Below are 26,506 nucleotides of genomic sequence, written 5' to 3'. Positions count from 1 at the left end.
GGCGACCATGAAGACGATCGTCGTCAGCCTGCTGAAGGGCGGGGTCGGCAAGACCTTCCTCGCCACGCACCTCGCCTGGTATCTGGCCGAGCAAGGCGGCAATCGCGTCGCCTTTCTCGACCTTGATCCGCAGGGCAGTTCCACACGCCGGCTTGCCAGCGCGCGGACCGGGTGGTTCTCGGCGGACCTGTTCGATCCCGAGGCGCGGCTTGAGCTTACCGATGCGCCCGGCATCACGGTCTTCGCCGCCGATCCGCGCCTGCAGATGGTCAAGGCAGCGGGTGACGTGCGCGATTTTCTTGGCCGGTTTCCCGCGTTGGGTGCCCATTTTGACCATTGCGTCATCGACACCGGCCCCAAATGGGATGAGCTGACCTTGAGCGCGATGGCGGTGGCCGACGCAGTGATCGCTCCGGTTCAGGTCGCCGAGGATTCGATCGAGTGCGCCAAGATGCTGCTCACCGCGCTCAAAAAGGCGGAAGGCGCGCGCGGCGGGCGCAAGGTCGATTTTCTCGGGCTGTTGCCCTCGATGGTCAATCCGTTCGACCGCCGCGAAATGGACAATGCGGTCAAGCTCGCCCGCGCGGTTGGTGAGAAGCTGATGTTCCCCGCCTTCATCAAGGCGCGGCCGACCTACAAGCATTCGGCCGAACAGCATCATCCGGTCTGGTGCGAAACCGGTAGTGGCGCCAAGGCGGCCGCTGACGAAATTCGGCCGATCCTGGCGGAGATCGTTCGCCGGATGGACGTCCGCCATCTGAGTGCGGCGTGATGGGCAAGTTCGATCAGCGCGCCGAAGAGTTCGGGCTGCTTGTCGGTCTCCACGACAGCGCGCGGCGCGTCGAGGATCTGCCGCTCGACTGGATCATGGCCGATCCGGAAAATCCGCGGCGCGTGTTCGACGAGACGGAGCTCAAGGATCTTGCTGCCTCGATCGCCGCGCGCGGCGTCCTGCAGCCGATCATCGTCGCCCCGAAAAATGGCGACGGCCTTCACGTCATCCGCGTCGGTGAGCGGCGCTTTCGGGCATCGCGCCTTGCCGGGCGCGAGACCATCCCGGCGATCGTGATGGCGGTGGTGAACCGCGCCGACACGCTCGCCGATCAGATTGTCGAGAATGACCAGCGCGCAGGCCTGACCCCCCATGATCTGGCGACCGGGATCGAACGCATGCTAGGTGCCGGCGTCACCCAGGCGGAGATCGCCCGCGCGCTCGGCCGATCGAAGCAGTTCGTATCGCTCTATGCCGCCTGTGCCGACATGGCGCCCTGGCTGCGTGCGGCGATCGACCAGATGCCGATCCGGTTGCTCTACGACCTTCACCGGGCTGCTCGCACTCATGGCGACGCGGTGCGCGCCTATGTCACGGGGCTTGGCGATGAGAGCGTGACCCTGGCCGAAGGCGGCCGGTTTATCGCAGGACTCAAGGCCTCCGAGACTCTGCCGGACGCCCGTCTGCGCGATGTGCCCGCGCTCCCGAACGGGCAGGGCACCGAGCGCGCTGCACCGTGCCGGCCGGTCCGTGCCGGTGCCGGATTGCGATCGATGTTCGAAACGGAGGTGCCGCCGCAGCCTCGGCCGCTCGATGCGGTTCGGGTGACGGTGGGTGGGCGGACAGGACGTTTGATCCTGCCCGAGCGCGTTCGGGTGGCGTTCGACGACGGCGAGGAGGTCGAAGCGCCTGTTGCCGAGATCGCCATGGAGTAAACCATTGGCGGGGCAGGTCGGGGCGCATCCAATCACCCCTCACTCCGCGTCGAAACGATCGAGCTTTTCAGACAATTTTGACAGCCGTGCCCCTTTCTTCAGGGGCGCGGCTGTCTTCATTTTTGCAGGCGGAGGGAATTGGTTCGCTCGGATATACTCTCTTGTCCCATCGAGGTCAGGTCGAGTTGGATACGTTGCTTGAAGAGGGGGAGTCTGTTTGAGCAGACTATAAGATGAGTGGTTTTAGGTGAGGGCCGGATAGGCTTGGCGCCGTCAATGTATGACAATAGTCTTGCGGACATGGCCGTCTTCAACGTCCGTCTGCCCGATGATCTCGCGGCACGCTTCGATGCCATGGCAAGGTCCGTTGGCGGTCGTTCGTCGCTCCTGCGCAAACTGATTGATCGTGCGCTGCACGAGGCTGGGGACACATCCTGCGAGACGGCTGTACCTCGGACCCGCACGACTGACCGGCTGCAGCTTCGTCTCATGCGCGAAGATATCGACCGGCTCGATGCGGCGGCGGATGCGCGCGGCCTCAAACGGACCGAATGGCTTGTGATGCTGTTGCGCCGACGGTTGCATGCGACGTCGCCGCCGCCGCGTGGCGACCGGGTGCTGATCGCGCAGTCCTGGCGCGAACTCAACCGGATCGGCATCAATCTCAACCAGGCGGTCCATGCGCTGCATGCCGCGACCATGGTGGATTCCCGTCTCGACCTGGCGCGCGAGGCCGCGCGTGTCGCTTCCTTCCGGGATGAGGTGGCCGATCAGCTGCGCGTGCTTGGCCGCGCGCTCAAGGGTGACATGGCCTATTGGGATACGGCCGATGAATGAGGACGACGACGGCGTCCTGCCGCTCCCCAGTCTAATGGAAGCCTGGCGACCGCCGGCCGGGGGCAAGCGCAGCCTGCGCGGGGGGACACTGCGGATCCAATCGCGCGGCAAGGGCAGGGGCGGGAGCAATGCCGCGCCCGGGCTGTCGGCGGCCGAGGCGCGGGCCAAGCTTGAGCGGATCGTGCGCAAGGCCCCTGAGGTCATGGTCAAGATCTCGGGCAAACAGCGGGGCGTCAGGCATCTTGCCGAGCATTTCGGTTATATTTCACGGCACGGGAAGCTCGAAATCCGCAGCAGCGAGGGCGAGATCATCACCGATGAAAAGCGGTTGAAGGCGATTGCCGCCGACTGGGACATGCTCGATCAGGCGATGAACGCGCATGGGAAGGACCGTCCGACCTCGATGTCGATGGTGTTGTCGATGCCTGGCGGTACAACCGATGCCGCGACCATCCATGATGCCGTCCAGGCGTTCGCGCGCGTCGAGTTCGAAGGGCAGTTCAGCTATATGGTGGCGCTTCACACCGACACCGCTCATCCCCATGTCCACTTGACCGTCGCAACCCAAGGTGTGGACGGGACGCGGTTCAATCCGCGCAAGGCCGACCTTCATCATTGGCGCGAGAGCTTCGCCCATGAATTGCGTCAGCGCGGCATCGCCGCCGAAGCGACGCCGCGCCGCGCGCGGGGCCATGTCCAGACGCGGGTGCGGTCGCCGGCGCACCATCTGGAGGCGCGGACAGCGGGGCAGGGGAGGAAGTTGGATCTGAACCGGCTGATCGAGGAGCGGGCGCAGGCGTTCGCACGGTCACAGAATCCGGAGCGTCGGGTGGAGGATGTGCTGGCGCTGGGCCGACAGAAGCAGATCCGGGGGGCTTACGCGGATGCCGCAGCCGCGCTGGCGGCGACCGGGAAAGACGAGGATCGCGCGCTGGCCGAGGAGATCGCAGGGTTCGTCGCCGATATGCCGCCGGCGGTGTCGCGGCGCTTGGAACGGGCGCGTGAGATCATGATTGCCGATCGAAACCAGGCATCGGATCTTCGCAGTCGAGAAAAGAAGGGCGAAGGGGCGCAACGACCTGACATTGACCGAGGTGCCCGTAAGCCACGGGATCGCGAGCGTTAGCAAATTCCGTGGCGAACAGATGGCGAGGCGAAGGCAGCAAGTTCTGACCGGACAATAATTTGCGCGGGCGACAGACCTATTGCGGGGCAGTTGTCGACCACTTCCAGAAGTTCGCAGCCCGGCGCGTCAATGGCCGATCCTGTCGAAACCTGCCATTTCCGTTCCAGTGAGCGGTCTCGCAGCGGTGCGCTCAAGATGAGCGCTCAATTGGAGTCGTCGATCCTACAACCCGCCATACGGTCATCGTGCAAAGATCTTGATAATTTAAGAGTTCGGCAGCCGGTCGTCTGCGCTAATGCTTGGAATGATCGGCTGTACGAGGGTTATTTTAGGGGCCCGACGTGGCCCTTGCGCTACCCTGTGTGCACTAGGTGATCCGATCACTGGGCCGCCGCTTTACCGATCCCCCGGTAGCGCTCAAGCCAGTGAGCATAAGGCGCAGGGAGCACCCATGATGGCCGGTCCTTGCCGAGCGCCTGGGCCGCGACATAGGGATAATGCGGATCGGCGAGATGCGCGCGCGCGACCATGACGAGGTCCAACTGGACTTGCTCGATCGCCGCATTGGCGATCTTCGGATCGTCGATGCACCAGGCCGTCGCGACCGAAAGGCCGGTTTGTCGTCCGTCACAGGTCGAACCCGTCACCGGGCTGCTGGAGGCGGTGGAAGGTCATGCCAGCCTTCTCGAAATAGGGCTCATAGGTATCGTAGCGCTGCGTCAGGAACCAGTCGCGGGCATAGCCATCGTGGACCGGGAGCACATGGCTTGGACGCATGGACCTGGCGAACTCGTGGGCGCCGATCTCGGTCAGGAACGGCGCCATCACCGGCAGCGCCAGCGCGTCAATTCCAGCAAATTGGCGGAGCCGTTCATCGAAGCTATCGCCGGGATTGAGAAGGCGATCATTGACGACAAATGCCAGGACGGCCGGGATTTCTTCGGCGAGGATCGGCTCATGGCGCACCGGCAGGGCACGGACCGTGAATGGTCCAAGGTCGAGCCCTTCTTCTCTTACCTCGCTGACGGTGAAGCCCTGGCTGCGCAACGTGGCTGCGACCTTGTTGCCTCCGAATATCCGCGGTTCGCCATCGCCGACGATGGTGCGTAGCGCCTCGCCGTCGAGATGATCGGGATGGCCGTGCGTAAATAGGATGAAATCCACGTCGCTGAGGTCGCGAGGATCGACACGCCGATCGACGAACGAGAATTTGCCTGGGTCGAACAACAGCCGCTTGCCCTGGAGCGTCAGCCTCAAGCAGCTATGGACGAATTTCTCGATACGCATCAGGCGCCTCCTTCATCCGATCAACGCGGCGCGCGGCGATAAGTCACTCAGCCAGTCCCGCCCGGCGCGTCGGGAGCGCCCTGACTTCCGGATTCCTTGCCGGCCGGCGCCCCGCTGCCCTGCTTCGCGCTCAGCGCGGTCAGATAGTCGACGATCGCTGGAATATCCTTTTCCGAGACCGGTGCCTTATAGACCTCCTTCATCTTGGTGACCGTCGCCTTCCACTGGTCGGCCGTGAGCGCGGGCTGGGTCAGTGCCATGCTGGCCGAATGGCACGAGGTGCAGTTGGCGTTGATCACGTCGGCGTGCGGGCCGTCGGGATATTGCTGGTCGTCGATCGGCAGGTCGACCGTGTCCGACGTGAGCGCGAACCCGCCAAAAGCGATGCTCGACGGTGCCGGGCCGCTGGGTGCGGGCGGCGGTGGGGGCACGTGGCTGCCGGGCGGGCCGATCGCGATCAGGACTATGGCCGCAAGGCCGATCGCACCGAAGGATAGCATGCCGATCGAAGGGACTTTCATCTCGGCTCTCCTCAGGACGCAGTGATGTTGGTGGTTTCGATATTGCCGCGCATGAACCCGCCCGGGTTCCAAATTGGCGCCATCGGCTGCGCGACCCCGTCCGTGTTCCAGCAGCGCGACATCAGCCGGACATTTCCGCGCGCCGCCAGCGGCACCTGCGTGTCCCAGCGGCGGAAGCTGTACTTGCCGTGATCGGGACCGAGCCGGGTGTGATACCAGGTGCGGCCGCCATCGGTGGAGACGTCGACCTTGGCGACCCCGCAATCGCCGCCCATGGCGATACCACCGAGCGGGATCGTTCGATCATATGCGATGGCCTGGCCTTCGCCGAGACTGGTGACCCAGGACCGCGGGATCATCCGGTTGATCGGGACGGTCGGGAAGTCCTTTGCGCCCGGCTTCACATTGGCGCCCGGGGTCGCCGGGATCTTGTAAGCCTTGGCCATCCAATATTCGTCATCTGGGCCGGGCAGCACCTCGATGTCATTGAGCATCTTGACCCAGTAGGTCGAATACCAGCCCGGCACGATCAGCCGGCAAGGGAAGCCGTTCAGCAGGGGCAATTGCTCACCGTTCATGCCGAAGGCGATCATCACCTCGCCGTCTCGAGCATGGTCGATGTCGAGCGCCTTCTCGAAATCGGGTGCGCCGGCAACGACGGGCTGGTCGAGGGCGCCGAAGCGCACCTGCACCGCGCCGGGCTTTACGCCGGCATAGTCGAGGATGTCGCATAGCCGGACGCCGAGCCATTTGGCGTTGCCCATCGCACCATTGCCCCATTGTGCGCCGGGCACGCGCGGCTGGAACAGGCCGCGGCTGTTGCCCGAGCACTGATTGACCGCCGCCATCTCGACGCGCGGCAACCGGAGCAGCTGCGCAAGGCTGATCGAAAGCGGTCTATTGACGTGGCCGCGGACGGTGAGCCGGAAAATATCGACATCGATCGAGGTCGGGATGTCGGCCCAGTGCCAACGCACGAAAAACTGGTCGTTGGGGGTGAAAACGTCGCGGTCGAATACCTCCATCGGAGTTTCGAGCAGCGGCGGGTGCATGCGCTGAAGGATCATGCTGCCTTTGCCGGGAAAGGCGCTGGTCATCGGCCGCCCGGCATTGCCGCCGGGAAGGTGCAGGTCGACGAGGCTCTGCGCGAGTGCGGGGCCGGCAGCGAGCGCGGCGCCGCCGAGCGCGGCCTGACCCAGAAAGCGGCGACGACTGCTTTCGGCGGCGAACCAAGTGTCGAGCTTGTCCATGATAGCATTCCCTTCTTCGGGCGAACGTGGCCGATCCGGCTCGTCGAGCCAAGCGATCGGATTTTCGATTTTGATCGCCTCAGGCGATCAGTTGGGTGTCGCGATGCAGGGCGATACGAAGAGGTGGCCCTTCCACGCGCCGGCGAGCGTCTTGGCGGCGACCACCACCCACATCATCGCGAGGGCAAGGGTGAGCACCGTCCCGACGATCCCGAAGAAGGCGAGGTCGAAGGTCGTGCCGAGGCGGAAGGTCGCGACCGTGTAGACGCCAAGCGGGAAGGTATAGCCCCACCAGCCGAGATTGAACGGGATCCCGGCGCGCCAGTAGCGCCAGGTGATCAGCATCGCGAGCGCCAGCCACCACAGGCCAAAGCCCCAAAGCAGCAGCCCCGCGATGCTACCGAGACCCTGGGCAATGCCGGCAATTGAGGCGAGACCGTGCGCCGAGAGGATCGCTGGCGCGTCAGCGCCCAGCACGAGCATTCCGAGCGCACCGGTGCCGATCGGGCCGAGCGAGAGCCAGCTCGACGCGGCCATCCCCTCGTGCGGCAGCTTGTGCAGCGCCATGCGAAGGATGAGTAGCGCGAGGATACTGAAGGCGACCGGCACCGAATAGGCCCAGAGCACATAGGAAGTGAGCAGCGTCACGAATTGCGCATGCGGATCGGCGAGATGTGGCGCCAGCAGCCCGCCGCTCGCCGCCGCCACCTCTGCCGCGACCACCGGGAGCAGCCAGACGGCGGTCATGCCGTCGAAGCTGTGCTCGTGACGGGTGAACATGAAATAGGGAATGACGACGCCGCAGGTCACGGCCACCGCGACATCGATCCACCACAGGACATGCGCTACACCGACGATGCCGTCGCCGAACCGGGCGATCCCAAAGGCGAGGCAGCCGTTGATGATCGTGGCGAGGCCCATCGGGATGGTGCCGATGAACATCGACACCGTGTTATGGCCGAAGATCCGCCGTGCCTCATGGCCAAACATTATCCAGCGCGCCGAATAGAGGCCGGTGAAGAGCGCAAACAGCGCGATGTTGAAAAACCACAACGCCTCGCCGACCGGCTTCAATGCCGGGCCGATGCCCGGCACCTGCGGTAGCGCCAGCGCGAGGATGCCGGTGCCCATGGTCGCGGCGAACCAGTTAGGGGTGAACTGGCGGATCATCTCGCGGGGATGATCGAGGCGCGAGAGTGGACGCAGGCCGCCGAGCACGGGCTTGAGGTCGCCGGTCATCATCCATGCTCCTTCACGAGATCGGTCAGCGCGTCGGCCGCTTTGGTGCGGTAACGCTCCTTGTGGCGCAGCGCTTCGAACGGCCGTGCGGGCAGCCCAAGACCCAGGTCATGCAGATGCCCCGCCGCCAGCGCCCTGCGCACGACGAGTTCGGACAGCACTGCCACCCCGGCGCCGGCTTCGACAGCCGAGCGAACCGCTTCATTGGACGGCAGGGTCATGCCGATGCGCAGATCGGCAGGGTCGACGCCGCGGTGGCGCAGCACCTCCTCGAAGGTCGAGCGCGTGCCCGATCCCTGTTCGCGCACGATCCAGTTGGCCTCGCGGACCCAGGTTTCATCGACATTTCCGGTTGGCTCTGCGCCGACCAGTAACATCCGGTCCTCGGCGACTTTCCAGTGCGCAAGTGCCGGCTCGTCGACCGAACCTTCGACAAAGCCAAGTTCGGCCGTGCCGTCGAGCACCTGCGCAGCAGCACCGTCGGTGTTGTCGATCGCCAGTTCGATGCCGATCAGCGGATGGCGACGATGAAATTCAGCGAGCCGCGCAGGCAGCCAGTAGCTGGCGATGGTCTGACTCGCGACGATCCGCAGCGTGCCGCGCTTGAGACCACCGAACTCCGCCAGCGCCAGCCCGGCGCTCGCGGCCCGGCCGAGGACGGCGCGCGCCTCGTCCAGAAACATGCGACCCGCCTCGGTGAGCTCAATGCCGCGCCCGACCCGATGAAATAGCGGCACGTCGTGGCGCGCTTCGAGCGCGGCGATGGCGGCACTCGCCGCCGACTGGGTGACGTTGAGCGCCTCGGCGGCGCGGGTCATATGCTCGCGCTCGGCGACGCCAACGAAAATACGAAGCTGTTCGAGGGTCATATCGATCTCCTGCAGGGATCAATAGACCGGCGCGATAAATCGTTCCAACTTGTTGATTGGATCGTTCCAATCGTCATTCACGATTGGTTGAGCAGGGCCGCTGCTTCGCTGAACGCCGCGCGAAGGCGATCCATAACCTGAGGACTTGTACAGACGTTGGCCGGGCTGGGATGCGGCATCGGCATGACCTTGATCGAAGCATCATGCGCCGACACGAGTTGTCCGGCCTTGGTCGCCACCCGGCCGGCCAGCAAGCAGACTTTCAGCTTGGGCAGCAGCGCGAGAAGCCCGGGGAGCGTGGCCAGCCCGGCATCGATCTCGGCTTTGCGCAGGGTGCGATTGCGGGCACCGGGTGGATGCATGATCCAAGGCACGGTGTTCCAGAGTACAAAATCGGACCGGTCGATGCCGGCCTCGTCGAGATAGCGCCGCAGATTGCGGGCGGTCCCGGACGGATTGTCGCGCGACACGAAGCGGGTGCGCTCAGGCCCGGGACCGGGGGTTTCGAGAAGCAACAGCAGCCGGGCGTCGACCCCGCCGTCCGCCGGGTCGAAATGCGGCACAGGTCTGCCGTCGGCCAACAGCCCTTCGCGCCAGCATTCGAGCTGTGCGACATGCGCATCCGCCAAGGACTGCCGCCGTCGCTTGATCAGGTCGGGGTCGTCGAGCCAGGCCATTCATCTCCATTCGTGATCGGAACGACAAATATCATCGGTTGGATCGATGACTAGCAACGCGCCACCTTGGTCACAGTTACAGCAATGCAGCAATGGCAGCGCTGTCGATCAGGAGATCCGACATGGCAACGCGCATTATGGAGAGCGAGTTTCAGCCCAAGGAAGTGGTGGAAGAACCGACGCGACCGGCATTACGCTTGGTCCGATCCGATGATCCATACGCCGAACTGGAGCGACCAGCGCCCGGCGTCGCCAGTCGCGGGGTTCATCCTAATGTGCTCGTTGCGCTGGTGGGGTTCTATGCAATAATGGTCGGGTCATTCTGGGCCTTCTTCGCACGCGATGCGGCAGCGGCAGGTGTCCTCGTCGTCGTGACGCTGTTCACGGTCATGTATTTCTCGCTGATCGTCGGCGGTATCCTCCTCGCTGACAGTGCTGCGCCGGGCGAGCGGCAGCGCAGCCTTGGCGAGTTCCTGCGCGGCCCGGTCGAAATCCTCGCCGGGACGATCAGCGGCCGCGAGGCGACGATGCAAATATTGCTCCTGCCGGCGGCGATGATGACACTGGCTGCCATCATAGGCGTTATCGCGAGACTATCATGAGAAGGGGCATGCGCTTGAAACTGATACTGGGCCTTGCCGGCCTCGGCCTCGCGGCATCCGCAGGCGCACTCGCAGCGGCGCCTCAGGACTTCGCCACCGACATGGCCGCCGCGATGGAGCAGATGCATCATGAGATGATGGTCGCGCCGTCCGGTGATCCGGACCGCGACTTCGCGGCGATGATGATCCCGCATCACCAGGGCGCAATCGAGATGGCACAGGCGCAACTGCGCTACGGCAAGGACGAACGCCTGCGCCGTCTCGCGCAGGGCATCATCGTTGAACAGCGTCAGGAGATCGCGGTCATGCAGGCGATCCTTGCCGAGAAGGGCGCACCGCCGAGTGTGCCTCACCAGCATCAGGGAGACGGAAAATGATTACGAATCACCTCAAGATGGCGTTTGCCATGTCTGCCCTCGGCCTGCTGGCGAACCCCGCATCCGCGCAGCAGGTGCCCAATGCGACGCCCGACCGGCCGATCAGTTCGCAGGACCGCTTCTATACTTCGGACCAGTTTTCCAACACGGTATCGGTCATCGACCCATCAACCAACCGACTGCTCGGCGTCATCAAGCTCGGCGATCTGACGCCCGCCAATCTGAGCCCACTCTACAAGGGTCAGCTTCTGGTCCACGGCATCGGCTTCTCACCCGATGGCAGGACGCTGGCGGTGATCTCGATAGGGTCGAACTCGGTGACCTTCATCGATACGGCCACCAACGCGGTCAAGCACACCGCCTATGTCGGCCGCTCGCCGCACGAGGCGTTCTTCCGTCCCGACGGGCGCGAGGTCTGGGTCAGCGTTCGCGGCGAGGACTATATCCAGGTGCTCGATGGCAAGACGTTCGAACCCACCACGCGCATCACCGTCCCGAACGGCCCGGGCATGACGATCTTCTCGCCCGACGGCAAATACGGGTACGTTTGCTCGAGCTTCTCGCCCGAGACGGTCGTGATCGACACCAAAGCCAAGAAGGTCGTCGGACGTGTCGCCCAAGCTAGCCCCTTCTGCCCCGACATCGCCGCGACACCCGATGGCAGGCAGGTCTGGCTGACGCTCAAAGATGTCGGCAAGGTAATGGTGTTCGACGCCAAGCCGCCGTTCGCTGTCCTTAAGACGATCGACACCGGCCCCATCACCAATCACGTCAACATCGCCCGCACGTCGCGCGGACAGTTCGCCTATGTGACAGTCGGCACGCAGAACATCGTCAAGGTGTTCCGCACCGACACGTTCGAACAGGTGGCGACAGTTTCGGTCGGCGCGCTGCCGCACGGGTTATGGCCTTCGGGCGACGGCACCCGCATCTATGTTGGGCTGGAGAATGGCGACGGCGTTGCGGTCATCGATACTGCCACCAACCGCCTGCTCACGACCATCCCTATCGGTCAGGGGCCGCAGGGCGTCGCCTATGTACCGGGCGCGGTGCCTTCGGGCGACGGCATGGCCAATCTGGTCCCGCTCGATATGGCCAGCGGCAAGGTCCAGTTGACCCTGTCAGGCCAGGGCCAGAGCCAAGTCACTTTGTTCGATCAGGGGCAGGTCCAGATCCTGCAGGCCGCCGTCGCCGGCCTGCCGCCCAAGCAACCGTTCACGCTCGGACTGGCGACCAAACCCGACGGGACGGGTGCGATTCAACCTCTTGCCAAGTTCATGACCAATCCGGCCGGCGCCGCCATCGTCAACGCCGTCGGGCCGATCCGCCAGATTGTCGCGGATGCTGCCCCGGCCGAGCGCCGTTATTTGGTCATTCGTGCCGGTGATCCGGATTCGCAGGGCGCGGTAGTGCAGAAACAAGCCCATTGAAGCCCGCGCGCCGCTGGCTACCAATTGTGCGCAGCGGCGTTTCATCGCTCTTCGACTCTCCCTAGTTATTGAAGGGAAGCTCATCGACGTCCGCGTTTACCTAAAGCCGTCGGGCACCGTCTAACCTGCTAACGACGGCTTTGTCCGATTTTACGGGGTTCAGCGTTTCGACGGCAAGCGACCAAAGCACGAACATGACGTAATCGCGGGAGCGCCGGCCTTTGGCCAGATGCACGGGATTACTGGAAGGTTGGTTGCCCCCCGATAAGATGAAGAACGGGCTCACGATTTTGGACCGGGCCCAGCATCAAATGGAGGACAACCGTGGATCAGCATATAGGACTCGACGTCTCCCTGAAAGACACTTCAGTATCGGTTCGTCAGGACGGCAAGCGCATTTGGCGTGGCAAGTGTGCATCCGACCCGAAGCTTCTCGCAGAAGTGATCCGAAAGCGCGCACCAAATGCAAAGCGCGTGGTATTTGAGACCGGACCTTTGTCGGTATGGTTTTTCCATGCCCTCACTGCGGAAGGTCTGCCGGCGATCTGTATAGATGCGCGCCATGCCAAGGCCGCTCTGGATATGGCTGCCAACAAGACCGATGCGAACGACGCTGACGGACTGGCCCATCTGGCTGAAGTTGGTTTCTATAGGGAGGTCCGCGTCAAAGGCTTCGACAGCATGTTGATGAGGACGCTGATCGCCGCCCGCCGTCAACTCATGAAGATGAGGGTGCAGATGTCGAACCAGATACGTGGGCTGATGAAGACGTTTGGGCTGGTCGTCCCCAAAGGTGTCGGCAGCGTCTTTGAACGCAACGTTCTTACGCTCCTAGAAGGCGAAAACGATTTGGCGCGCATCATCCTGCCGCTGCTCAAAGCCTGGAGCGATATTCGGGTTCGTGTGGCAGAGTTAACCAAGCAACTGGTTACGATGGCCGGCACGGACCAACGCTGCCGCCTGCTTACTTCAGTGCCTGGTGTGGGAACGGTCACCGCCACGGCCTTTGCAGCAGCCATAGAGGATCCGATCAACTTCAAGAACTCGCGCGCTGTAGGCGCCTGGGTCGGTCTAACCCCGAAGCGATATCAGTCGGGAGAGGTTGACTATGAAGGCCACATCTCGCGTCGCGGCGACGCAAAGTTACGCACCTTGTTGTACGAGGCGGCTTCGGTCATTTTGAACAGGTCGACGGAGACGAACACCTTGCGCACCTGGGCTCTGGCGCTGAAGGAACGGCTCGGTTTCAAACGAGCCGCCGTCGCCCTCGCGCGCAAACTGGCAGTCATCATGCATGCGATGTTGACGTCGGGCGAGCTGTTTGATCCCAATGCTGGAGCCGCCGTGCCTACTTGATCTACATCGGCACACCTTCACCAGCACATCTAACGTTTCACTGATAGCGTCCTTTGAGGACGCGCCGAGCCGTCCCTGCCGGGACGCGGCTGAGATCATTCCGCGAAGCGGGAAGCAACTGCCCTCGTGAGCAGATTGCGTCACGAACATAGGAAGATCTTGCCTACGGAACACATCCTGCGGCGATCAACTTGCGTCGACCGCGTAGACGACCCTGTACCCGGCATACGCATGGCTTCAGTTATAAACGATTTGATTTGGCTGGCTTGACAGAGGGGCGATTAGACGACCCGCTCTGCGGGAGGGTCGCTTGGGGTGACGTAGCGTAGTATTGTTCAGGCTTTGAGAGCGGCGATGTCGTCTTGCGACCGTGGAGTTCCTTCAACGGAGAGGAACTTACGATGGACGCTATCACTACCGCTGCCCCGAACAATTCGCTTCGCCAGCGTATGTTGCAGGACATGACGATGCGTGGCTTTGGGGAGCACACGCAGAAGGACTATATCCGGCACGTCCGATCATTTGCCGCGTTTCTCGGCCGGCCTCCCGATACGGCCACGATCGAAGACCTCCGGCGTTTTCAGATCGATCAGCATGAACGCGCCATTGGTCCGGCAACAATAAATGGGGCTGTATCGGCACTGCGTTTCCTGTTCTGTATAACCCTCAAGCGACCGGAGATGGCGCTGGGGCTTGTCGTCATGCACTACGCGCCCAAGTTGCGGGTGGTTTTGAGCGTCGAAGAGACTGCGCGGCTGCTCGAGGCTGCGCCAGGCATCAAATACAAAGCAGCGCTGAGCGTGGCCTATGGCGCGGGCCTGCGCGTCTCGGAGGTTGCCCACCTCAAGGTCGATGACATCGACAGCACCCGGATGCTGATCCGCGTCGAGCAGGGCAAGGGACGCAAGGATCGCAACGCCATGCTCTCACCGCACTTGCTGGACTTGCTTCGGCAATGGTGGCGCGAAGGCAAGCGGCGGGGAGTGATGTTGCCACATGGCTGGCTGTTCCCCGGCCGCAACGGCACGGACCCGGTCTCAGCGCGCCAGTTGCATCGCGTCGTGCAGGAGGCGGCCGAGCGCGCCGAGATCCACAAGCGGGTAAGCCCGCACACATTGCGGCATTCGTTCGCCACTCACCTGCTCGAGCAAGGTGTCGACATCCGCGTTATCCAGGTCCTGCTGGGACATGTGAACATCAACACGACCGGCATCTATACTCAGGTTTCGAGCAAGACCATGCGGGCGGTGACCAGTCCGCTCGACCAGATCGTTGCGCTTATGGAAGGCCGGACGCGAACGGCATCGCCGCCCGGTTGAACCGGTGCGCACCTCACTCGAGGTCGCCGACATCTTCCGGAGTGCCGGGCCAGCGTATCGCGCAGCCCATGCCGGGCATCTGAGCCTCGGCCAACTCAAGGTCATGACGGCCATCGAGAACTGCCGCACAGCCGCGCTGGGCGGTCATGTCGAAGCCTGCGACGACTGCGGGCACTGGCGTATCGCCTATAACTCCTGCCGCAACCGGCATTGCCCCAAATGTCAGGGCGCCGCCGCGCGCACCTGGCTGGCCGCGCGCGAGGCTGATCTATTGCCGGTCGGCTACTTCCACGTCGTGTTCACCGTGCCCGCCGAGATCGCTGACATCGCCTGGCAGAACAAGGCGGTGGTCTATGATCTGCTCTTCCGCGCTGCTGCGGATACGATGCTGACCATCGCCGCCGATCCCAAGCACCTCGGCGCGCGGATCGGGATCACCGCTGTCTTGCACACGTGGGGATCGGCACTAACCCACCACCCGCATGTGCACATGATCGTGCCCGGTGGTGGCATCACGCTGGACGGCAAGCGCTGGATCTCGTCGCGTCCAACCTTCCTGCTGCCAGTGCGCGTACTGGGCGCGCTGTTCCGCCGGCTGTTCCTCACACGCCTGCTGGCGTTGTTCGATGCTGGTAAGCTGGCCTTCTTCAACGCCTTGGCGGGCCTGGCTTCGCGCAAGGCCTTCCTCCGGCATCTATCGCCCATCCGTAAGAAGCGCTGGGTGGTCTATGCCAAACCGCCCTTTGCAGGGCCGCAGGCGGTGCTGGCTTATCTCTCGCGCTACACCCACCGCGTCGCCATCTCGAACCGGCGGCTCATCGCCTTCGACGAGGGCGGCGTGACGTTCCGCTACAAGGATTACCGTCGCGACGGGCCCCAACGCCAGCAGGTCATGACGTTTGCGACGGACGAGTTCATTCGCCGCTTCCTGATCCACGTCCTGCCGCGTGGCTTCCACCGTATCCGGCATTACGGTCTGCTCGCCAGTTCGACGCACAAGGAGGCCATGGCGCTCGCCCGCAGGCTGCTGGGTGTCGCCGCGCCGATCGATGAGCCCGCATCCAACGAGCCGCCCGACCATCGCCCGCCATGCCCATGCTGCGGTGGGCGCATGACCGTCATCGAAACCTTCGCCCGCTGGTGCCAACCACGAGCACCGCCATCATCGACATCGCTCACCCGGAGGCACGTGCCATGATCCGGCATGGCTCGCCCTACATGAAGGTCGTACCCATGGTGTTCTGGCCGATGACCCTGCACATGCCCATCCCAGAATTGAGCTGGGCGCTGGGCACGCCGGCCAGCAAAACCGACGCCGCTCGCTGTCTGACACCGCACGAAATCACGTTGATCGGGCCAGGAGCTGCACTTCCGGATCGCCAGCGCTTACCCGCCAGAACCATCCCAAAGCCGTTTTACCCATAAACCAGCGCGCGGGGCCCGCGGGTTCCTGCACTGGAGGCTTTCGTACGCAAGCGCCCGAAACCCTGCACAGAACTGGTCGCCCCGGTGGTCGCTCAAAAATGTCAGCTCACGCCGAACCCTGCCACCTGGGCTGTTGCTATCCCAGCGGTTAGCATCCCTTGATCTTTTTTCCTTCGCCCATCATAGATGGCAATAACGGTAATGGATTTCTGCCGGACCTTCGGGTCGAACCGCCCTGACAAGGGACGATGATTCCTACTTGGCGCCGCAAGGCAGCAAGGAGGAATCGTGCGCGCGACTTTTCGCAACCTGTTCAATATGCTCAATGTGGTGGCCTTTCTCCGGGATCGACACGATCATGCGATGTCGGTCGTGCGCTGGACGCTGATCCTGGTTCCCCTGGCCACGCTGATCGGCACGTTGTGTGCCGCATTCCTGTGGAGTCTGGATGCGGCAACACAGGCCCGTTTCGATCATGCCTGGCTTCTCTATCTTTTGCCGGCAGGTGGCGCGGCAATCGCCCTGCTCTACCATCGCACCGGTAAGTCGGTCGAAGCGGGCAACAATCTGATCGTCGAGCAAATTCATGAGCCAGGGGGCGGCGTTCCCCTGCGAATGGCGCCGTTGGTCTTCATCGGTACTATCGCCACACATTTGTTCGGCGGATCGGCAGGCCGCGAAGGCACAGCGGTGCAACTCGGCGGCAGCCTTGCAAGCGCTGCCGCCCGACTGTTCAAACTTGATGCTCCGAGCATCCGCATCGTTTTGATGGCTGGGGTCGCTGCCGGCTTCGGGGCTGTTTTCGGCACGCCGCTAGCCGGCGCTGTGTTCGCGCTCGAAGTGCTGGCGGTCGGCCGCATTGAATATAGCGGGATCTTACCGTGTCTGCTTGCCGCGCTGGTGGGCGACTGGACGTGCCATGCCTGGGGCATCCATCACACGCCCTACCAGATCAGTAGCATTACTGGAGGCGTGGGCGCTCTGATCGTCGAACCGCTGATTCTCGCCAAGGCGGCCGTAGCAGGGGTGGCATTCGGCCTAGCAGGACTCCTATTTGCCGAAGCCAATCACGCGCTCGGCGGGTTCCTCAAGGCTCGCATTCCCTATGGCCCTCTGCGGGCGGCCTTTGGCGGCATATTGGTCATCGCGCTGGTCTGGATTTTTGGCACACGTGCCTATCTTGGTCTTGGCGTCTGGTCCGCCATTCCCGGAGACCCGACCATCGCTGGCTTCTTCACCGGTCCTGCCGATCGGTGGAGCTGGGCGCTCAAGATGGTCTTTACGGTCGTGACCCTCAGCGCCGGCTTCAAGGGCGGGGAAGTGACGCCGCTATTCTTCATCGGGGCAGCACTCGGCAATGCGCTGGGTTGGCTGCTCGGCGCGCCGCTCGACCTTTTCGCCGGCCTTGGGTTCGTCGCCGTCTTTGCCGGCGCGGCCAATACACCGTTTGCCTGTACGATCATGGGTATCGAGTTGTTCGGGGCCACCCACGCCGTTCCGATCGCGGTGGCCTGTTTCGTGGCTTATATCTGCTCGGGCCATAACGGAATCTACCTGTCGCAGCGTATCGCCGTTCCGAAGCGGCTGACACGCGGCCATTCCCATGGCGCTACCCTGCGCGAAGCGCGTGCCTCCCGGCGAACACGTCGGGAGAATAGCTCTTTCAACAAGAAGGAAAACTGATGTCTCACAAGGTCACGCCCAGCGAGATCGGCATGATCCGCATCTACATGAAGCCATCGGACAAGGCGACCGATGGCCCGCGCAGCTTCTGGACCCGAAAACCGCTCTACCGGCAGTTGGTCGTGCAAGCGAAGCGCGACGGCATCATGAACGCTGTCGCGCATCATACCCACTACGGCTTCAGCAACCACGGTCCGGTAATGGAGGATGGTGCTGAACTATCCAATCCGCATCTGACGATGTGTGTCGAGCTGATCGGCCAGCGCCATGAACTGGAGCGCTTTTGCGAGGCCCATGGCGATCTGCTCGGCGGGAAAGTGATCGTCTACAAGCATCTTGAGCATTGGAGCATCGCTCCAGGCGGAGTGCGGCATCAGGTCGCAGCGCCAGAGGAACTGATGGCAAAAGCTCGATGAGCGTCGGGTTTTGGCGAGAGCCGTCGGTCACGGCCGCGCTTGGGAACGGCAGAATTGTCCCAAGAGCGCCGGTAATTGCCGACCAGCATACGCCGGCCCGATGCGGTGGCGAGAATGTCGACTCACGCTGGAACCAGCCATTCGGGGCCGAGTATCTCCAGAGTGTCATGGCTCGCATCCGCCGTCATGCGGGCGAAGGGTATAAAATCGCACTTGATCACAAAACATCCGACCGTCCCGGGGGTTTGGTCGATCTGTTACTGTATCACCGAACCGCTCAAGATACCCGATGCCCTTGCACCAAAGGTTGGCAGCGCCGCATTGGTCAGGATGTGAGGATGCCTTCCCGCTCCAATACCTGACGCACATCCTCAAACGCAGCCGAAATCCGTCCCTTCGGAAAGCGGATCTGGCCGAGACCCTGGATGTTGGAGAACTCTTCGCATCCATCCTCCAGCATCACGATGCCGCGCGTGAAGCCCAATCGCCCCTGGAACAGGCCGACCTCGTGGATGACGTTCATCCGTGCGCGCATCGCGCCTTCGTTGGTTTCGTCTTCCGCGGTCATGATTACGAAGCCGATCGCTGCGGCATCGAGCATTTCTGAGAGGCGCGCGATGTTGGTCACGCCCGCGACCGGAACACGGTTGAACTCGTCGGCCGGCAGGCGAAGCCGGTCTTCGACGAAATCCTTCAGCTCGCGCCACAGCGGCGAGCGGCCATGACCGATGAAGACATTTGTCCCGATCCGATCGTCGCGTCGCGTCTTCTTGACCATACGATCCACATGTGATGCCGCCTGCCGCACAATATCTGCCGCCTGCTGGCCAGCGCTGAACACCGTTGCCATAGCGCCTGCCTCCCCCAGCACCTCGAAATGAGCCGGCGTGACGACACCTCCGGATATCGCTTCCGTGTCGGCGGTCATGAACTGACCGCTGGGCTGATACACCAACGTCGCCTCGCGGGCGGAGAAGATATTCACCTTTTCGAGATCGCTCTTCAGCTTGCCTAAAAAGCTATCATCCCGCTCGGCGAGCATGCTCGACAATATGGACAGCACGGTCCCTTTGACACGCGCGAAATCGCGCTCTGCGGCATCGACCCGATCGGAGATTGTCTCCAGTACATGGCCGGCACGCTGAAATATCGCATTGCGGACCACGCTACGATCATATTGCGCCCATGGCCCGGACGTCCCACCCGCGAAGCTTATCTCGCGCAGCCCCCATTGGCTATCGAAGCGCGCGCCGGGCTGTGCTCGAAGGTCGCGCTGATAGACGCTGGCATGGTAACCCAACCACGAACCGGAGAACGCTTCGTGGACCTTGTTGCAGGTGTCGATGATGGCCTGGATCGTTCCGCGAATCTCAGTCTCATTGCCCAACGCTGCGATTTTTTCGAATTCGACTGCCGCCGCAAACAACTCGTCCGAATCCAGCAAAAAAGCCTCCTTGAGAAATAGCGGATCCACCAACGCGCGAGCCGTCCCGAGTGCTATACAGCGTTTATACTCGCCCAATCAAAGAGCAAGGGGCTGAGAAACTGCCGCTCAAGATGATCCTCGTCAGTGCCATATTATCCATGGCTCACGCCAGTCGCGCTGCCGATTGGCGCGCTGCATCTCTCTGGCGAGCTGCGCCGCTTGGAGGTAAGACAGGAACGGTTCCGTATCGTCCTCCCCCTTTTATGAGCGAAGGTAAGATCGTCTATGGCGCGCACCATCTTCTGGTCCTGGCAGAGTGACGCGCCCCAACGCGAAACCCGGAGCGTGATCCATGACGCCTTGAAAGGCGCGGTCAAGGAACTGGCGGCCGAGCTTCAGGAAGCGGAGCGCTTCGAGGTCGACCAGGGCGCGAAGGGCGTCCTCGGCATGGAACTCATCGCAGAGAAGATACTGGAGAAGATCGATCTGGCTTCGATCTTCGTCGGCGACATTTCGACCGTCGATGTGATCGGCAAGGGAGATGACCGCAAATGCATCGCTAATCCCAATGTCATGCTCGAGCTGGGCTATGCCCGCAGAGCACTCGGCCGGCAGCGGGTCATTCCCGTGTTCAACAAGGCGATAGGCCCGACGCGTCACGAAGATCTTCCGTTCGACCTACGGCATATGTCGGGCTCGATCCACTTCGAGTTGCCAGAGGGTGCGACCGATGAGACCTTGGTAAAGGAGCGCAAGAAACTACAGAAGCTTTTCCGCGAGTATCTCACGGCGATGCTGACGAACCTCGAGGTCGAACCGGGCGCGCCACCACCGGAATGGCATCTTCCCCTCCCCCATGATCCCAGCATTTGGGAGGAAGCGTACAATCCTCTGCCGGTCGCGTGCCCGCATCTGGGGCAGGTCGACCTCCTCATCGCTGACGCCCCGCGCATTTTTGTGCGGCTGTTGCCGGCGACCCAGGCGGTAGCGCGCAAGATTCCTAACAGCCTGTTTCCCGGGGGCCGGGAAGCGCTTTATCCTATCGGGACTGGCGGAAATCTGACCTATGGAAGGTCTGGAAACGGCTATGTGGTCTTCGAAAGCATCGGCGAGGGACGGACAACCCAGTCCGTGGCACGCTGGTACAAGGACAATGGCGAAATCTGGGCCATTTCGGCCTGGAGCTTCTACAAACGTGGTGAATATCCTCACCTCGCTTATGAGGAGGCGATCAAGGATCTCGTGCGCTGGTTGGAAAGAGCGGTTCTTTCTTCGCGCGCGGCGGGCGGCGCGGGTCCGTTTCGCCTAATCTTGGGCGGCTGCGGGCTACGGGGGGTGGAATGGTGGATGTCACGACCCAGCCCAGGCTCGAGGCCTAATCTTGGCCTCAACGACTACGCGATGCACGAATACATGCTCGGCGATGAAGGCCGGTCCGGCATCCTCGATGCCGTGCACGCCTTCATGGAAGAGCTGACCGAGAATTTTGGGGTCACGGGCTTGTCGCTCGAGCAGGTGTCGAAGATGGCGGATGGCTGAGAATCGGCGGGCAGGAACTGATCCCGATTCTATAGGCTTCTGGCCGAACCTCGGCTATTGGCCGAAAGACAACTGACCAGTTCTAAGGGGCGAAAGTTGGAAAGCTGCCGTTTGGATGGCTTCAGCTCCCGACTCATCAGGTAAGAGAAGACATCGCACCAACCCCCGGCGCGGCGCAAAAATATCTGTGCTGATCAACTTGCCTGGCATAGCTTCTTTAATTTAGCTGGCTCTGCGCGAAAGGCTAGAATGACTATGCACGACTGCCCTCCGCCAAAAGAAGCCCTTGCCAGATGGCTCAAGGCTTATGGCAGCGTCGAGGACGACAATTTTGGGCACCTGCTGCTGGAACAGCAGACCCCTAGCGAGCCGGCGTTGCTCGCGGCGCTCAAACCCTATTTTGAATCTGCCCATCGTGATGCGCGTGAGCATTTCCATCGTAAGATCGGGATCAGCCTACACCCCGATGGGGCCGCAGCGCCGGTCGTCGCCTATCCGAATTGCCTGCCGACCAAGGCGCTGAGGGGCTTGTTCGGCGAGGTGATGGCAGGCCTCGTAACCGAGGCATATCAGGAAGAATTTGTTGGTGGCCACGTCTGGCAGGTGCCGATCTTCCTGTTCCGTGAGCATGACGACGTTGAAAAGTATCTCTGGGCACTGCGCTACGACCCTGAACGCGTCCGCGAGATATATGGCCGCCACGGCACCGACTTCGTGGCGATTTCCGTGGGCGACAACCGTGAGGTGGTCCGGGTGATCGCCGGCGAGGCGAAATGGCGCAAGACGCTGACGCCGGGAGCGGTCGCGACCCTGCTCCATGGACCCAAAGTACGTAACGAAGCGACCGGCGAACTCGAACATGACGGCAAGGGCATCTGGCGCGAACTCAACCGAGACACGTTTATTCCGCATGGGCTTAGGCAGTTGCAGTTCCTGCTCGAGCAACGCGACCCTGATGCTCACGCCAACACGATTCTGTCGATTGATCGCGCCGTCCTGGGGCTCGGGGCCCAACCGGAACGCACCGATCTTGTGATCATTTGCGGCAATGGCTCGGCACGGCGCGAAAAGTCCGATGTTCTGGTCCCGTGGGAAGAAACGCCCGCTGAATATGAGGCCGGCCGCGATCTCCAAGTGGTGGAGGTTGTCCTTGAGGGGGGCGACGTACTGATCGACGCGCTTTACGCCTCGCTCTGGAACGCCGGCTGATGGCAGCGCGCGACCAAGAGCGTCTGGCGCTCGCCGAACAAATCCGCCAGGCGCTGGGCATCGAGAACGCCCTGACGCGGCCGCAGGCACGTGCCTATGTCCGCTGCCTGCAGATGACTTGGCAGGTGCCCCCGATTGCTTGGGCGGATCGAGAATCCGCCGGACAGCTCGAAGATGCGAGGCGGCTGCTCCATGCCGCACATATCTTTGCATCGATCGAGGGGGTGGACTCGCCCCGCGGTATCGACTGTTACCGTCGGACCGGGGAAATCCTCGAATGGCTGGCGCGCGCAGACGACCGCATCCGGCAAGTTGTTCCGATCGAACTGCTGGCGGCAGCCGCCTATCAGTTGGGCGGGCTTCCTGCGATGGCGGCAGGCCTGCTCGAGCAGGTCGAGATCGACCATGACGGCGTCAGCCTCTACGCGACGTTCCTGCGCGCCGATCTCGACGGGGTCGTCAGGTGCGCCAGCAGGTTCTGGGCTGCGCATCCCCAGCTGACCGTCGCAAACGCCGAGGCGGCGATATTGGCAGCGCTACGCGCCGACGAAGACGAGGAGGGGCCGGGAATGGCTTGGGCCGCATCGGTGGAACTGGTGCGCTGCCTTGGCCTTGTGGCCGACAGCCTGAGACGCGGCGATGATGCGCGACTTGGTATTGCGATGGCTAAACTCCACGCGCTCGATGGGCTGTCCAGCCGGATGTTCAGTCCTGATGCGGCGCTCGTCATCACCCTCATGCGACAGGTTGCGGATCGCTATGTCAGCACGTCGATCTATCGGTCGCTTATGCGCCTTGGCGCGCTGCGACCCGAGAAGACCGGGCGCCTGTTGCGCTATGGCCGTGATCAGTTCAGCCGCGGTCGGGGAATATTGTGGACCTCGCAGCTTCACGGCATCGACCGGCTCTTGGAAACGTCGAGCTTCGCGCTGTGCACGCCCACCGGCTCGGGAAAGACGCTTGTTGCCAACCTCGCCCTGATCAAGGAGCTGCTGCTACGCGGCCATCCTGACGGACTTGGCCCGCTTGCACTTTATATCGTTCCTTCCCGGGCGCTGGCCGGCGAGGTGGAGACGAAGCTGAGTTCTGAGCTCAAGGGCGATGTAATCGTGACCGGCCTCTATGGCGGCGCTGACTGGGGCATTACCGATGTCTGGCTGACCAGCACCGAGGCGGTGGTGCTCATCGTCACCGTCGAGAAGGCGGACGCGCTGTTACGCTATCTGGGCCAGCTTCTGCTGGCCCGTCTCACCCTGGTCATAATCGACGAAGCGCATCAGGTCGTGCCGGAAACGGGAGAGGCGACGGCGGTCAGCTTCTCCGATCACAGCAACCGCGCTCTCCGGCTAGAGAGCCTCGTGTCGCGCATACTGGCGAGGCGACCCGAAATCACCCGTATCGCACTCACGGCCGTCGCGGGCGGTGCGTCCGCGCCGGTGGCGCGCTGGATCGAGGGGCGCGCAGAAGCGCAGGCGGTTGGGGTACGCTATCGCAGCACCCGGCAAATCATCGGCGTTCTCGAGACATCGCCGGGGCAACCGGGCCAGATCCTGCTTGATCTCATGAACGGCAAGCCCCTCTACCTCAAGGGTCGCGAGGATCCGGTCTATCTGCCGCTACGCTTCGCCGCGATGCCTTTGTTGCCCTCGCTCTGGCGCAACAGCCTCAACCGGTTCAACAGTCTGACGGTTCTTTGGACCGCGCTCCACCTGGCGCGCGAGGACCAGCGAATTCTCATCTCCGTCGCGCAAGAACCGGAGCAGACAATGCGTTGGTTCCGTGATGCGCTCGAATTGGCGCGATGGCGCGAGATAGTCGCCTTCGAACCGCCCGACGGCTTCCTGCGCGAACGGTTCGACGAGGCGAGAGCAGCCTGCCTCGACTATTGCGGGGGGGAATCGTTCGAACTTTTCCTCCTGGACCGCGGGATCGCGACGAACCACGGGCAAATGCCGCAACGGCTTCGTCGGCTCATGGTGGAAATGATCGATCGAAAAATCTGCCCGATCACCGTGGCGACCGCAACGCTCACGGAAGGCGTCAACTTGCCCTTCGATCTCATCTTCCTGACATCGCTCAAGCGGCGGTCCTGGGATCCAGTCGAAGAGGAGCCGGTCGTCATCCCATTCACGACGGCAGAATTCCGTAACCTCGCCGGGCGCGCGGGCCGACCGGGAGCGGCCCGTGGCATTGAGGGAATGACGCTCGTCGCCCTGCCCTTGCGAATCTCGACCACGGCGGCCGGTCCCAAGGCGGCTCAGGAGCGGCAGCTGCGCGAGTGGACGGGCGAATATGAGGAGCTCACCCGCCAGCTCCTCGCCGAAGAACAGGAGCGCGACGCTGTGGAAAGTCCGCTTGCCCTCCTGCTCCAGCGCATTTGGGAAAAGGCGCGCGACGTGCTGGGGATCGCACCCGACGCATTCATGAACTGGCTCGAGCGTACCGCGCCTGGCGATGTCAGCGGAGAGGCCGGCACCGGGGCCACCGGCCCGCTCGCGCGGATCGCCGATGCCATGGACGAACTCGATACCGTGCTGCTTACTGCGCTCGCCGAGAGCGAGCAGATGGGCGATGCCCCGATGAGCCCGGCGCGGGCGGAGGCGGAGCTAAAAGACTTGTGGGGACGGACGTTCACAGCCGTGGCGCGGGCGCAGGAGGACTGGCTAGAGGCCGCGTTCGTTCAGCGCGGCCGCGGCATCGTGGAGCATCTGTATCCTGATACCGGCGAGCGGCAGCGGCTCTATCAATATGGCTTTCCGCCGGTGATCGGGAGGCGGTTCGAGGCCATCGCCGGCCAGATCCGTGCGCTTCTTGCCGCAGCCACGGACTATGGCGCCCTCGAAGCGGAAGCACGGATCGATATCTTTGAGGCGATCGGCAACCTTCTCGAAGGTGACAGGGGGTTTGGCTTCCGGGTCCGCGCTACCGTCGGTGACCAAGCGCTACTCGACCAGTGGAATGACGTGCTGGGATGGTGGATGAAAGAGCCGGGCGCCAATGGCCCCGACGCGGAGCATCTGCGAGCCTGGCAGCGTTTCGTAGCGGACAATCTCGAGTTTCGTCTCGGAGTTGCGCTCGGCGCGGTCGTTGCCCGGGCGTGGTCAGAAGGCGCGCCGGACAAGTCCTCGACGCCGACGCTCGCCGAATGGAAGGAAACGACCGGCCTGCCGTGGATCGGATTCTGGGCGCGAGAGCTGCTGCGTTGGGGCACGCATGATCCACTGGTCGCGTTCTGCTTGTCGCAGGGTCTGGCGCGGACACGTGATGCAGCAACCGAGCGCCGCGGCGAATTCGATGCGTGGCTGCTGGCCGAGCTCGATGATCCACAGGCGGAGGACAGGATTGACCCGCAGTTGCTTCAGCGCTGGCGGCAGAGCCTACCCCTACGCGAGGCCGCGGCCGATCCCCCGGACCATTTCGACGCGCAGCTCACCGGAACCGACGGCCGCCGGCAACGCTATGCCGTGGTGCCGGCTACGCAGGGGGACGTGACGCACTGGCTCGATCCGGCGGGCTTCGAACTTGCGGTTTCGCGAGGAGGACCGGATGGTGCGCGCCGCTTCGGGAGCGATTTCGAGCTGCAGACCATAGGTCGGAACGTGACGGTAACCCGGCTATTCCGACCCGCGCGCCGATAGCATCCCCGACCGCACCGAGAAGGAAAACTGGCAAGGCTGGCCGTTTGAAGGCTAACAGCTTGCGGGAAGCCAATCGGGGATAGCGGTCGTTAGCGCGCCGACGGAGATGCCCTTCGGTTCAGCGTCAATGATGCCTGCCGCAGATGATATGACGACCGCTTTCCGATCACTCGTGGCCCTCGTTCGCCTTCAAACTTCGCCTATCTGCTCATGTGCCGCAGACAGCATGGCCTTCGTCCGGTGTCGTCGATATGCATGCTCTGGCAGTGGCAAGCCGCACTGCATGATGGATTCGAACTCGAAGCCGCTTAGTGTGCAGGCGCTCGGGGGGAAGCGATTGGTGTTGCCGATGGGCTGCTGTACATAGAACACCATCGGAACGCTCAAGAAAGGAACGAGCTCAAATTTGAACCAGGCGGACGATATTTCGCGCTCCTAACTCAAATTTCAGTATAAAACTCGCGTCGAACATTGCGGGTTCGGCTAGTCTTTGCGGGACAATCGGGTAGAGAAGAAGAGGGTGATCTTCCCGGCGGGGCAAGTTGACGAAGATCGACAGCAGGGTGATTTTAA

23 protein-coding genes, 1 pseudogene and 1 riboswitch are annotated in these 26,506 nt (G+C 62.8%); of the genes and pseudogenes, 16 read left to right on the top strand and 8 right to left on the bottom strand.

The features are described 5' to 3' along the window. The first annotated feature begins 7 nt into the window (after window positions 1–7). From CEQ44_RS05750 to CEQ44_RS05735, 4 genes are all read left to right on the top strand, one after another. The gene (locus CEQ44_RS05750; protein ID WP_088185284.1) at window positions 8–772 is read left to right on the top strand and encodes a ParA family protein; all 765 of its coding nucleotides are present in this window, start codon (window positions 8–10) and stop codon (window positions 770–772) included. Then, window positions 772–1,707 carry a ParB/RepB/Spo0J family partition protein gene (locus tag CEQ44_RS05745; RefSeq protein ID WP_088185280.1) on the top strand — a complete coding sequence of 312 codons (936 nt, stop codon included), beginning with the start codon at window positions 772–774 and terminating at the stop codon, window positions 1,705–1,707. Before CEQ44_RS05750 ends, CEQ44_RS05745 begins: the two co-directional genes overlap by 1 nt. Window positions 1,708–2,007: 300 nt before the next feature. Beyond that, a complete protein-coding gene (locus CEQ44_RS05740) occupies window positions 2,008–2,544 on the top strand; it encodes a hypothetical protein (protein ID WP_176400402.1) in 537 nt (178 codons plus the stop codon). Further along, on the top strand, window positions 2,537–3,670 hold the full coding sequence (locus CEQ44_RS05735) for a relaxase/mobilization nuclease domain-containing protein (protein WP_088185278.1): 1,134 nt from the start codon (window positions 2,537–2,539) through the stop codon (window positions 3,668–3,670). The genes CEQ44_RS05740 and CEQ44_RS05735 overlap by 8 nt, the downstream gene beginning before the upstream one ends. Before the next feature lie 380 nt (window positions 3,671–4,050). On the opposite strand, the pseudogene CEQ44_RS05730 reads toward CEQ44_RS05735, so the two are convergent. From CEQ44_RS05730 to CEQ44_RS05700, 7 genes and pseudogenes are all read right to left on the bottom strand, one after another. Further along, window positions 4,051–4,293, bottom strand: a pseudogene (locus tag CEQ44_RS05730) (hypothetical protein); the annotation flags it as partial. 4 nt (window positions 4,294–4,297) lie between these two features. Beyond that, window positions 4,298–4,957 carry an MBL fold metallo-hydrolase gene (locus tag CEQ44_RS05725; RefSeq protein ID WP_066768136.1) on the bottom strand — a complete coding sequence of 220 codons (660 nt, stop codon included), beginning with the start codon at window positions 4,955–4,957 and terminating at the stop codon, window positions 4,298–4,300. A gap of 47 nt (window positions 4,958–5,004) precedes the next feature. Beyond that, window positions 5,005–5,478, bottom strand: a complete 474-nt coding sequence (locus CEQ44_RS05720) for a cytochrome c (protein ID WP_088185277.1) — start codon at window positions 5,476–5,478, stop codon at window positions 5,005–5,007. Between the two features lie 11 nt (window positions 5,479–5,489). Continuing rightward, window positions 5,490–6,728, bottom strand: coding sequence for a molybdopterin-dependent oxidoreductase (locus CEQ44_RS05715; RefSeq protein ID WP_066768137.1), 1,239 nt, complete (start codon window positions 6,726–6,728; stop codon window positions 5,490–5,492). An 87-nt stretch (window positions 6,729–6,815) separates the two neighbouring features. Next, window positions 6,816–7,967 (bottom strand): TDT family transporter, encoded by a 1,152-nt coding sequence (locus CEQ44_RS05710; protein WP_066768173.1) that lies wholly within the window; start codon window positions 7,965–7,967, stop codon window positions 6,816–6,818. After that, entirely contained in the window at window positions 7,967–8,836 is an 870-nt protein-coding gene (locus CEQ44_RS05705) for a LysR family transcriptional regulator (RefSeq protein ID WP_017182152.1), read from the bottom strand. The genes CEQ44_RS05710 and CEQ44_RS05705 overlap by 1 nt, the downstream gene beginning before the upstream one ends. Before the next feature lie 77 nt (window positions 8,837–8,913). Beyond that, window positions 8,914–9,513, bottom strand: a complete 600-nt coding sequence (locus CEQ44_RS05700) for a uracil-DNA glycosylase (RefSeq protein WP_017182153.1) — start codon at window positions 9,511–9,513, stop codon at window positions 8,914–8,916. A gap of 122 nt (window positions 9,514–9,635) precedes the next feature. Here CEQ44_RS05700 and CEQ44_RS05695 point away from each other — a divergent pair, with 122 nt between their 5' ends. From CEQ44_RS05695 to CEQ44_RS05660, 9 genes are all read left to right on the top strand, one after another. Next, complete coding sequence (locus tag CEQ44_RS05695) at window positions 9,636–10,115, top strand: hypothetical protein (protein WP_017182154.1); 480 nt, start codon at window positions 9,636–9,638, stop codon at window positions 10,113–10,115. Window positions 10,116–10,123: 8 nt separating this feature from the next. Further along, window positions 10,124–10,492, top strand: coding sequence for a DUF305 domain-containing protein (locus CEQ44_RS05690; protein ID WP_017182155.1), 369 nt, complete (start codon window positions 10,124–10,126; stop codon window positions 10,490–10,492). After that, window positions 10,489–11,922 (top strand): YncE family protein, encoded by a 1,434-nt coding sequence (locus CEQ44_RS05685; protein ID WP_066768141.1) that lies wholly within the window; start codon window positions 10,489–10,491, stop codon window positions 11,920–11,922. Before CEQ44_RS05690 ends, CEQ44_RS05685 begins: the two co-directional genes overlap by 4 nt. Window positions 11,923–12,246: 324 nt before the next feature. Then, on the top strand, window positions 12,247–13,278 hold the full coding sequence (locus CEQ44_RS05680; protein WP_088185689.1) for an IS110 family transposase: 1,032 nt from the start codon (window positions 12,247–12,249) through the stop codon (window positions 13,276–13,278). A 401-nt stretch (window positions 13,279–13,679) separates the two neighbouring features. Continuing rightward, complete coding sequence (locus CEQ44_RS05675) at window positions 13,680–14,597, top strand: site-specific integrase (RefSeq protein ID WP_088184245.1); 918 nt, start codon at window positions 13,680–13,682, stop codon at window positions 14,595–14,597. A 4-nt stretch (window positions 14,598–14,601) separates the two neighbouring features. Beyond that, complete coding sequence (locus tag CEQ44_RS05670; RefSeq protein WP_088184246.1) at window positions 14,602–15,795, top strand: IS91 family transposase; 1,194 nt, start codon at window positions 14,602–14,604, stop codon at window positions 15,793–15,795. Beyond that, window positions 15,792–16,022, top strand: a complete 231-nt coding sequence (locus CEQ44_RS23910; protein WP_088190005.1) for a hypothetical protein — start codon at window positions 15,792–15,794, stop codon at window positions 16,020–16,022. The genes CEQ44_RS05670 and CEQ44_RS23910 overlap by 4 nt, the downstream gene beginning before the upstream one ends. Window positions 16,023–16,210: 188 nt before the next feature. After that, window positions 16,211–16,287: riboswitch (Fluoride riboswitch) on the top strand. A 23-nt stretch (window positions 16,288–16,310) separates the two neighbouring features. Further along, window positions 16,311–17,705: a voltage-gated chloride channel family protein gene (locus CEQ44_RS05665; protein WP_088184247.1), complete on the top strand. Its 1,395-nt coding sequence runs from the start codon at window positions 16,311–16,313 to the stop codon at window positions 17,703–17,705. Window positions 17,706–17,737: 32 nt separating this feature from the next. Further along, window positions 17,738–18,121: a DUF190 domain-containing protein gene (locus tag CEQ44_RS05660; protein WP_254913996.1), complete on the top strand. Its 384-nt coding sequence runs from the start codon at window positions 17,738–17,740 to the stop codon at window positions 18,119–18,121. Window positions 18,122–18,446: 325 nt separating this feature from the next. Here CEQ44_RS05660 and CEQ44_RS05655 read toward each other — a convergent pair whose 3' ends face one another. Then, window positions 18,447–19,565 carry a TIR domain-containing protein gene (locus CEQ44_RS05655; protein ID WP_088184253.1) on the bottom strand — a complete coding sequence of 373 codons (1,119 nt, stop codon included), beginning with the start codon at window positions 19,563–19,565 and terminating at the stop codon, window positions 18,447–18,449. A gap of 267 nt (window positions 19,566–19,832) precedes the next feature. Between CEQ44_RS05655 and CEQ44_RS05650 the strand changes: the two genes are divergently transcribed. The 3 genes from CEQ44_RS05650 to CEQ44_RS05640 all read left to right on the top strand — a co-directional run bounded on the left by CEQ44_RS05650 (window position 19,833) and on the right by CEQ44_RS05640 (window position 25,933). After that, window positions 19,833–21,086, top strand: a complete 1,254-nt coding sequence (locus CEQ44_RS05650; RefSeq protein WP_088184249.1) for a hypothetical protein — start codon at window positions 19,833–19,835, stop codon at window positions 21,084–21,086. A 255-nt stretch (window positions 21,087–21,341) separates the two neighbouring features. Beyond that, a complete protein-coding gene (locus CEQ44_RS05645; RefSeq protein ID WP_088184250.1) occupies window positions 21,342–22,295 on the top strand; it encodes an aminotransferase in 954 nt (317 codons plus the stop codon). Then, window positions 22,295–25,933 carry a DEAD/DEAH box helicase gene (locus tag CEQ44_RS05640; RefSeq protein ID WP_088184251.1) on the top strand — a complete coding sequence of 1,213 codons (3,639 nt, stop codon included), beginning with the start codon at window positions 22,295–22,297 and terminating at the stop codon, window positions 25,931–25,933. The genes CEQ44_RS05645 and CEQ44_RS05640 overlap by 1 nt, the downstream gene beginning before the upstream one ends. Window positions 25,934–26,506 lie beyond the last annotated feature (573 nt).

Origin of the sequence: Sphingobium sp. Z007 (assembly GCF_900013425.1) — a bacterium.
Taxonomy (GTDB): domain Bacteria; phylum Pseudomonadota; class Alphaproteobacteria; order Sphingomonadales; family Sphingomonadaceae; genus Sphingobium.
This window is presented reverse-complemented; position numbering and strand designations above follow the sequence as displayed.

Excerpts from the sequence above, each read along its gene's own strand:
- CEQ44_RS05735 (WP_088185278.1), top strand. The coding sequence starts at position 2,537 with ATGAATGAGGACGACGACGGCGTCCTGCCGCTCCCCAGTCTAATGGAA.
- CEQ44_RS05725 (WP_066768136.1), bottom strand. The coding sequence starts at position 4,957 with ATGCGTATCGAGAAATTCGTCCATAGCTGCTTGAGGCTGACGCTCCAG.
- CEQ44_RS05740 (WP_176400402.1), top strand. The coding sequence starts at position 2,008 with ATGGCCGTCTTCAACGTCCGTCTGCCCGATGATCTCGCGGCACGCTTC.
- CEQ44_RS05640 (WP_088184251.1), top strand. The coding sequence starts at position 22,295 with ATGGCAGCGCGCGACCAAGAGCGTCTGGCGCTCGCCGAACAAATCCGC.
- CEQ44_RS05660 (WP_254913996.1), top strand. The coding sequence starts at position 17,738 with ATGATCCGCATCTACATGAAGCCATCGGACAAGGCGACCGATGGCCCG.
- CEQ44_RS05650 (WP_088184249.1), top strand. The coding sequence starts at position 19,833 with ATGGCGCGCACCATCTTCTGGTCCTGGCAGAGTGACGCGCCCCAACGC.
- CEQ44_RS05720 (WP_088185277.1), bottom strand. The coding sequence starts at position 5,478 with ATGAAAGTCCCTTCGATCGGCATGCTATCCTTCGGTGCGATCGGCCTT.
- CEQ44_RS05675 (WP_088184245.1), top strand. The coding sequence starts at position 13,680 with ATGGACGCTATCACTACCGCTGCCCCGAACAATTCGCTTCGCCAGCGT.
- CEQ44_RS05745 (WP_088185280.1), top strand. The coding sequence starts at position 772 with ATGGGCAAGTTCGATCAGCGCGCCGAAGAGTTCGGGCTGCTTGTCGGT.
- CEQ44_RS05750 (WP_088185284.1), top strand. The coding sequence starts at position 8 with ATGAAGACGATCGTCGTCAGCCTGCTGAAGGGCGGGGTCGGCAAGACC.
- CEQ44_RS23910 (WP_088190005.1), top strand. The coding sequence starts at position 15,792 with ATGATCCGGCATGGCTCGCCCTACATGAAGGTCGTACCCATGGTGTTC.
- CEQ44_RS05685 (WP_066768141.1), top strand. The coding sequence starts at position 10,489 with ATGATTACGAATCACCTCAAGATGGCGTTTGCCATGTCTGCCCTCGGC.
- CEQ44_RS05715 (WP_066768137.1), bottom strand. The coding sequence starts at position 6,728 with ATGGACAAGCTCGACACTTGGTTCGCCGCCGAAAGCAGTCGTCGCCGC.
- CEQ44_RS05710 (WP_066768173.1), bottom strand. The coding sequence starts at position 7,967 with ATGACCGGCGACCTCAAGCCCGTGCTCGGCGGCCTGCGTCCACTCTCG.
- CEQ44_RS05705 (WP_017182152.1), bottom strand. The coding sequence starts at position 8,836 with ATGACCCTCGAACAGCTTCGTATTTTCGTTGGCGTCGCCGAGCGCGAG.
- CEQ44_RS05645 (WP_088184250.1), top strand. The coding sequence starts at position 21,342 with ATGCACGACTGCCCTCCGCCAAAAGAAGCCCTTGCCAGATGGCTCAAG.
- CEQ44_RS05695 (WP_017182154.1), top strand. The coding sequence starts at position 9,636 with ATGGCAACGCGCATTATGGAGAGCGAGTTTCAGCCCAAGGAAGTGGTG.
- CEQ44_RS05690 (WP_017182155.1), top strand. The coding sequence starts at position 10,124 with ATGCGCTTGAAACTGATACTGGGCCTTGCCGGCCTCGGCCTCGCGGCA.
- CEQ44_RS05700 (WP_017182153.1), bottom strand. The coding sequence starts at position 9,513 with ATGGCCTGGCTCGACGACCCCGACCTGATCAAGCGACGGCGGCAGTCC.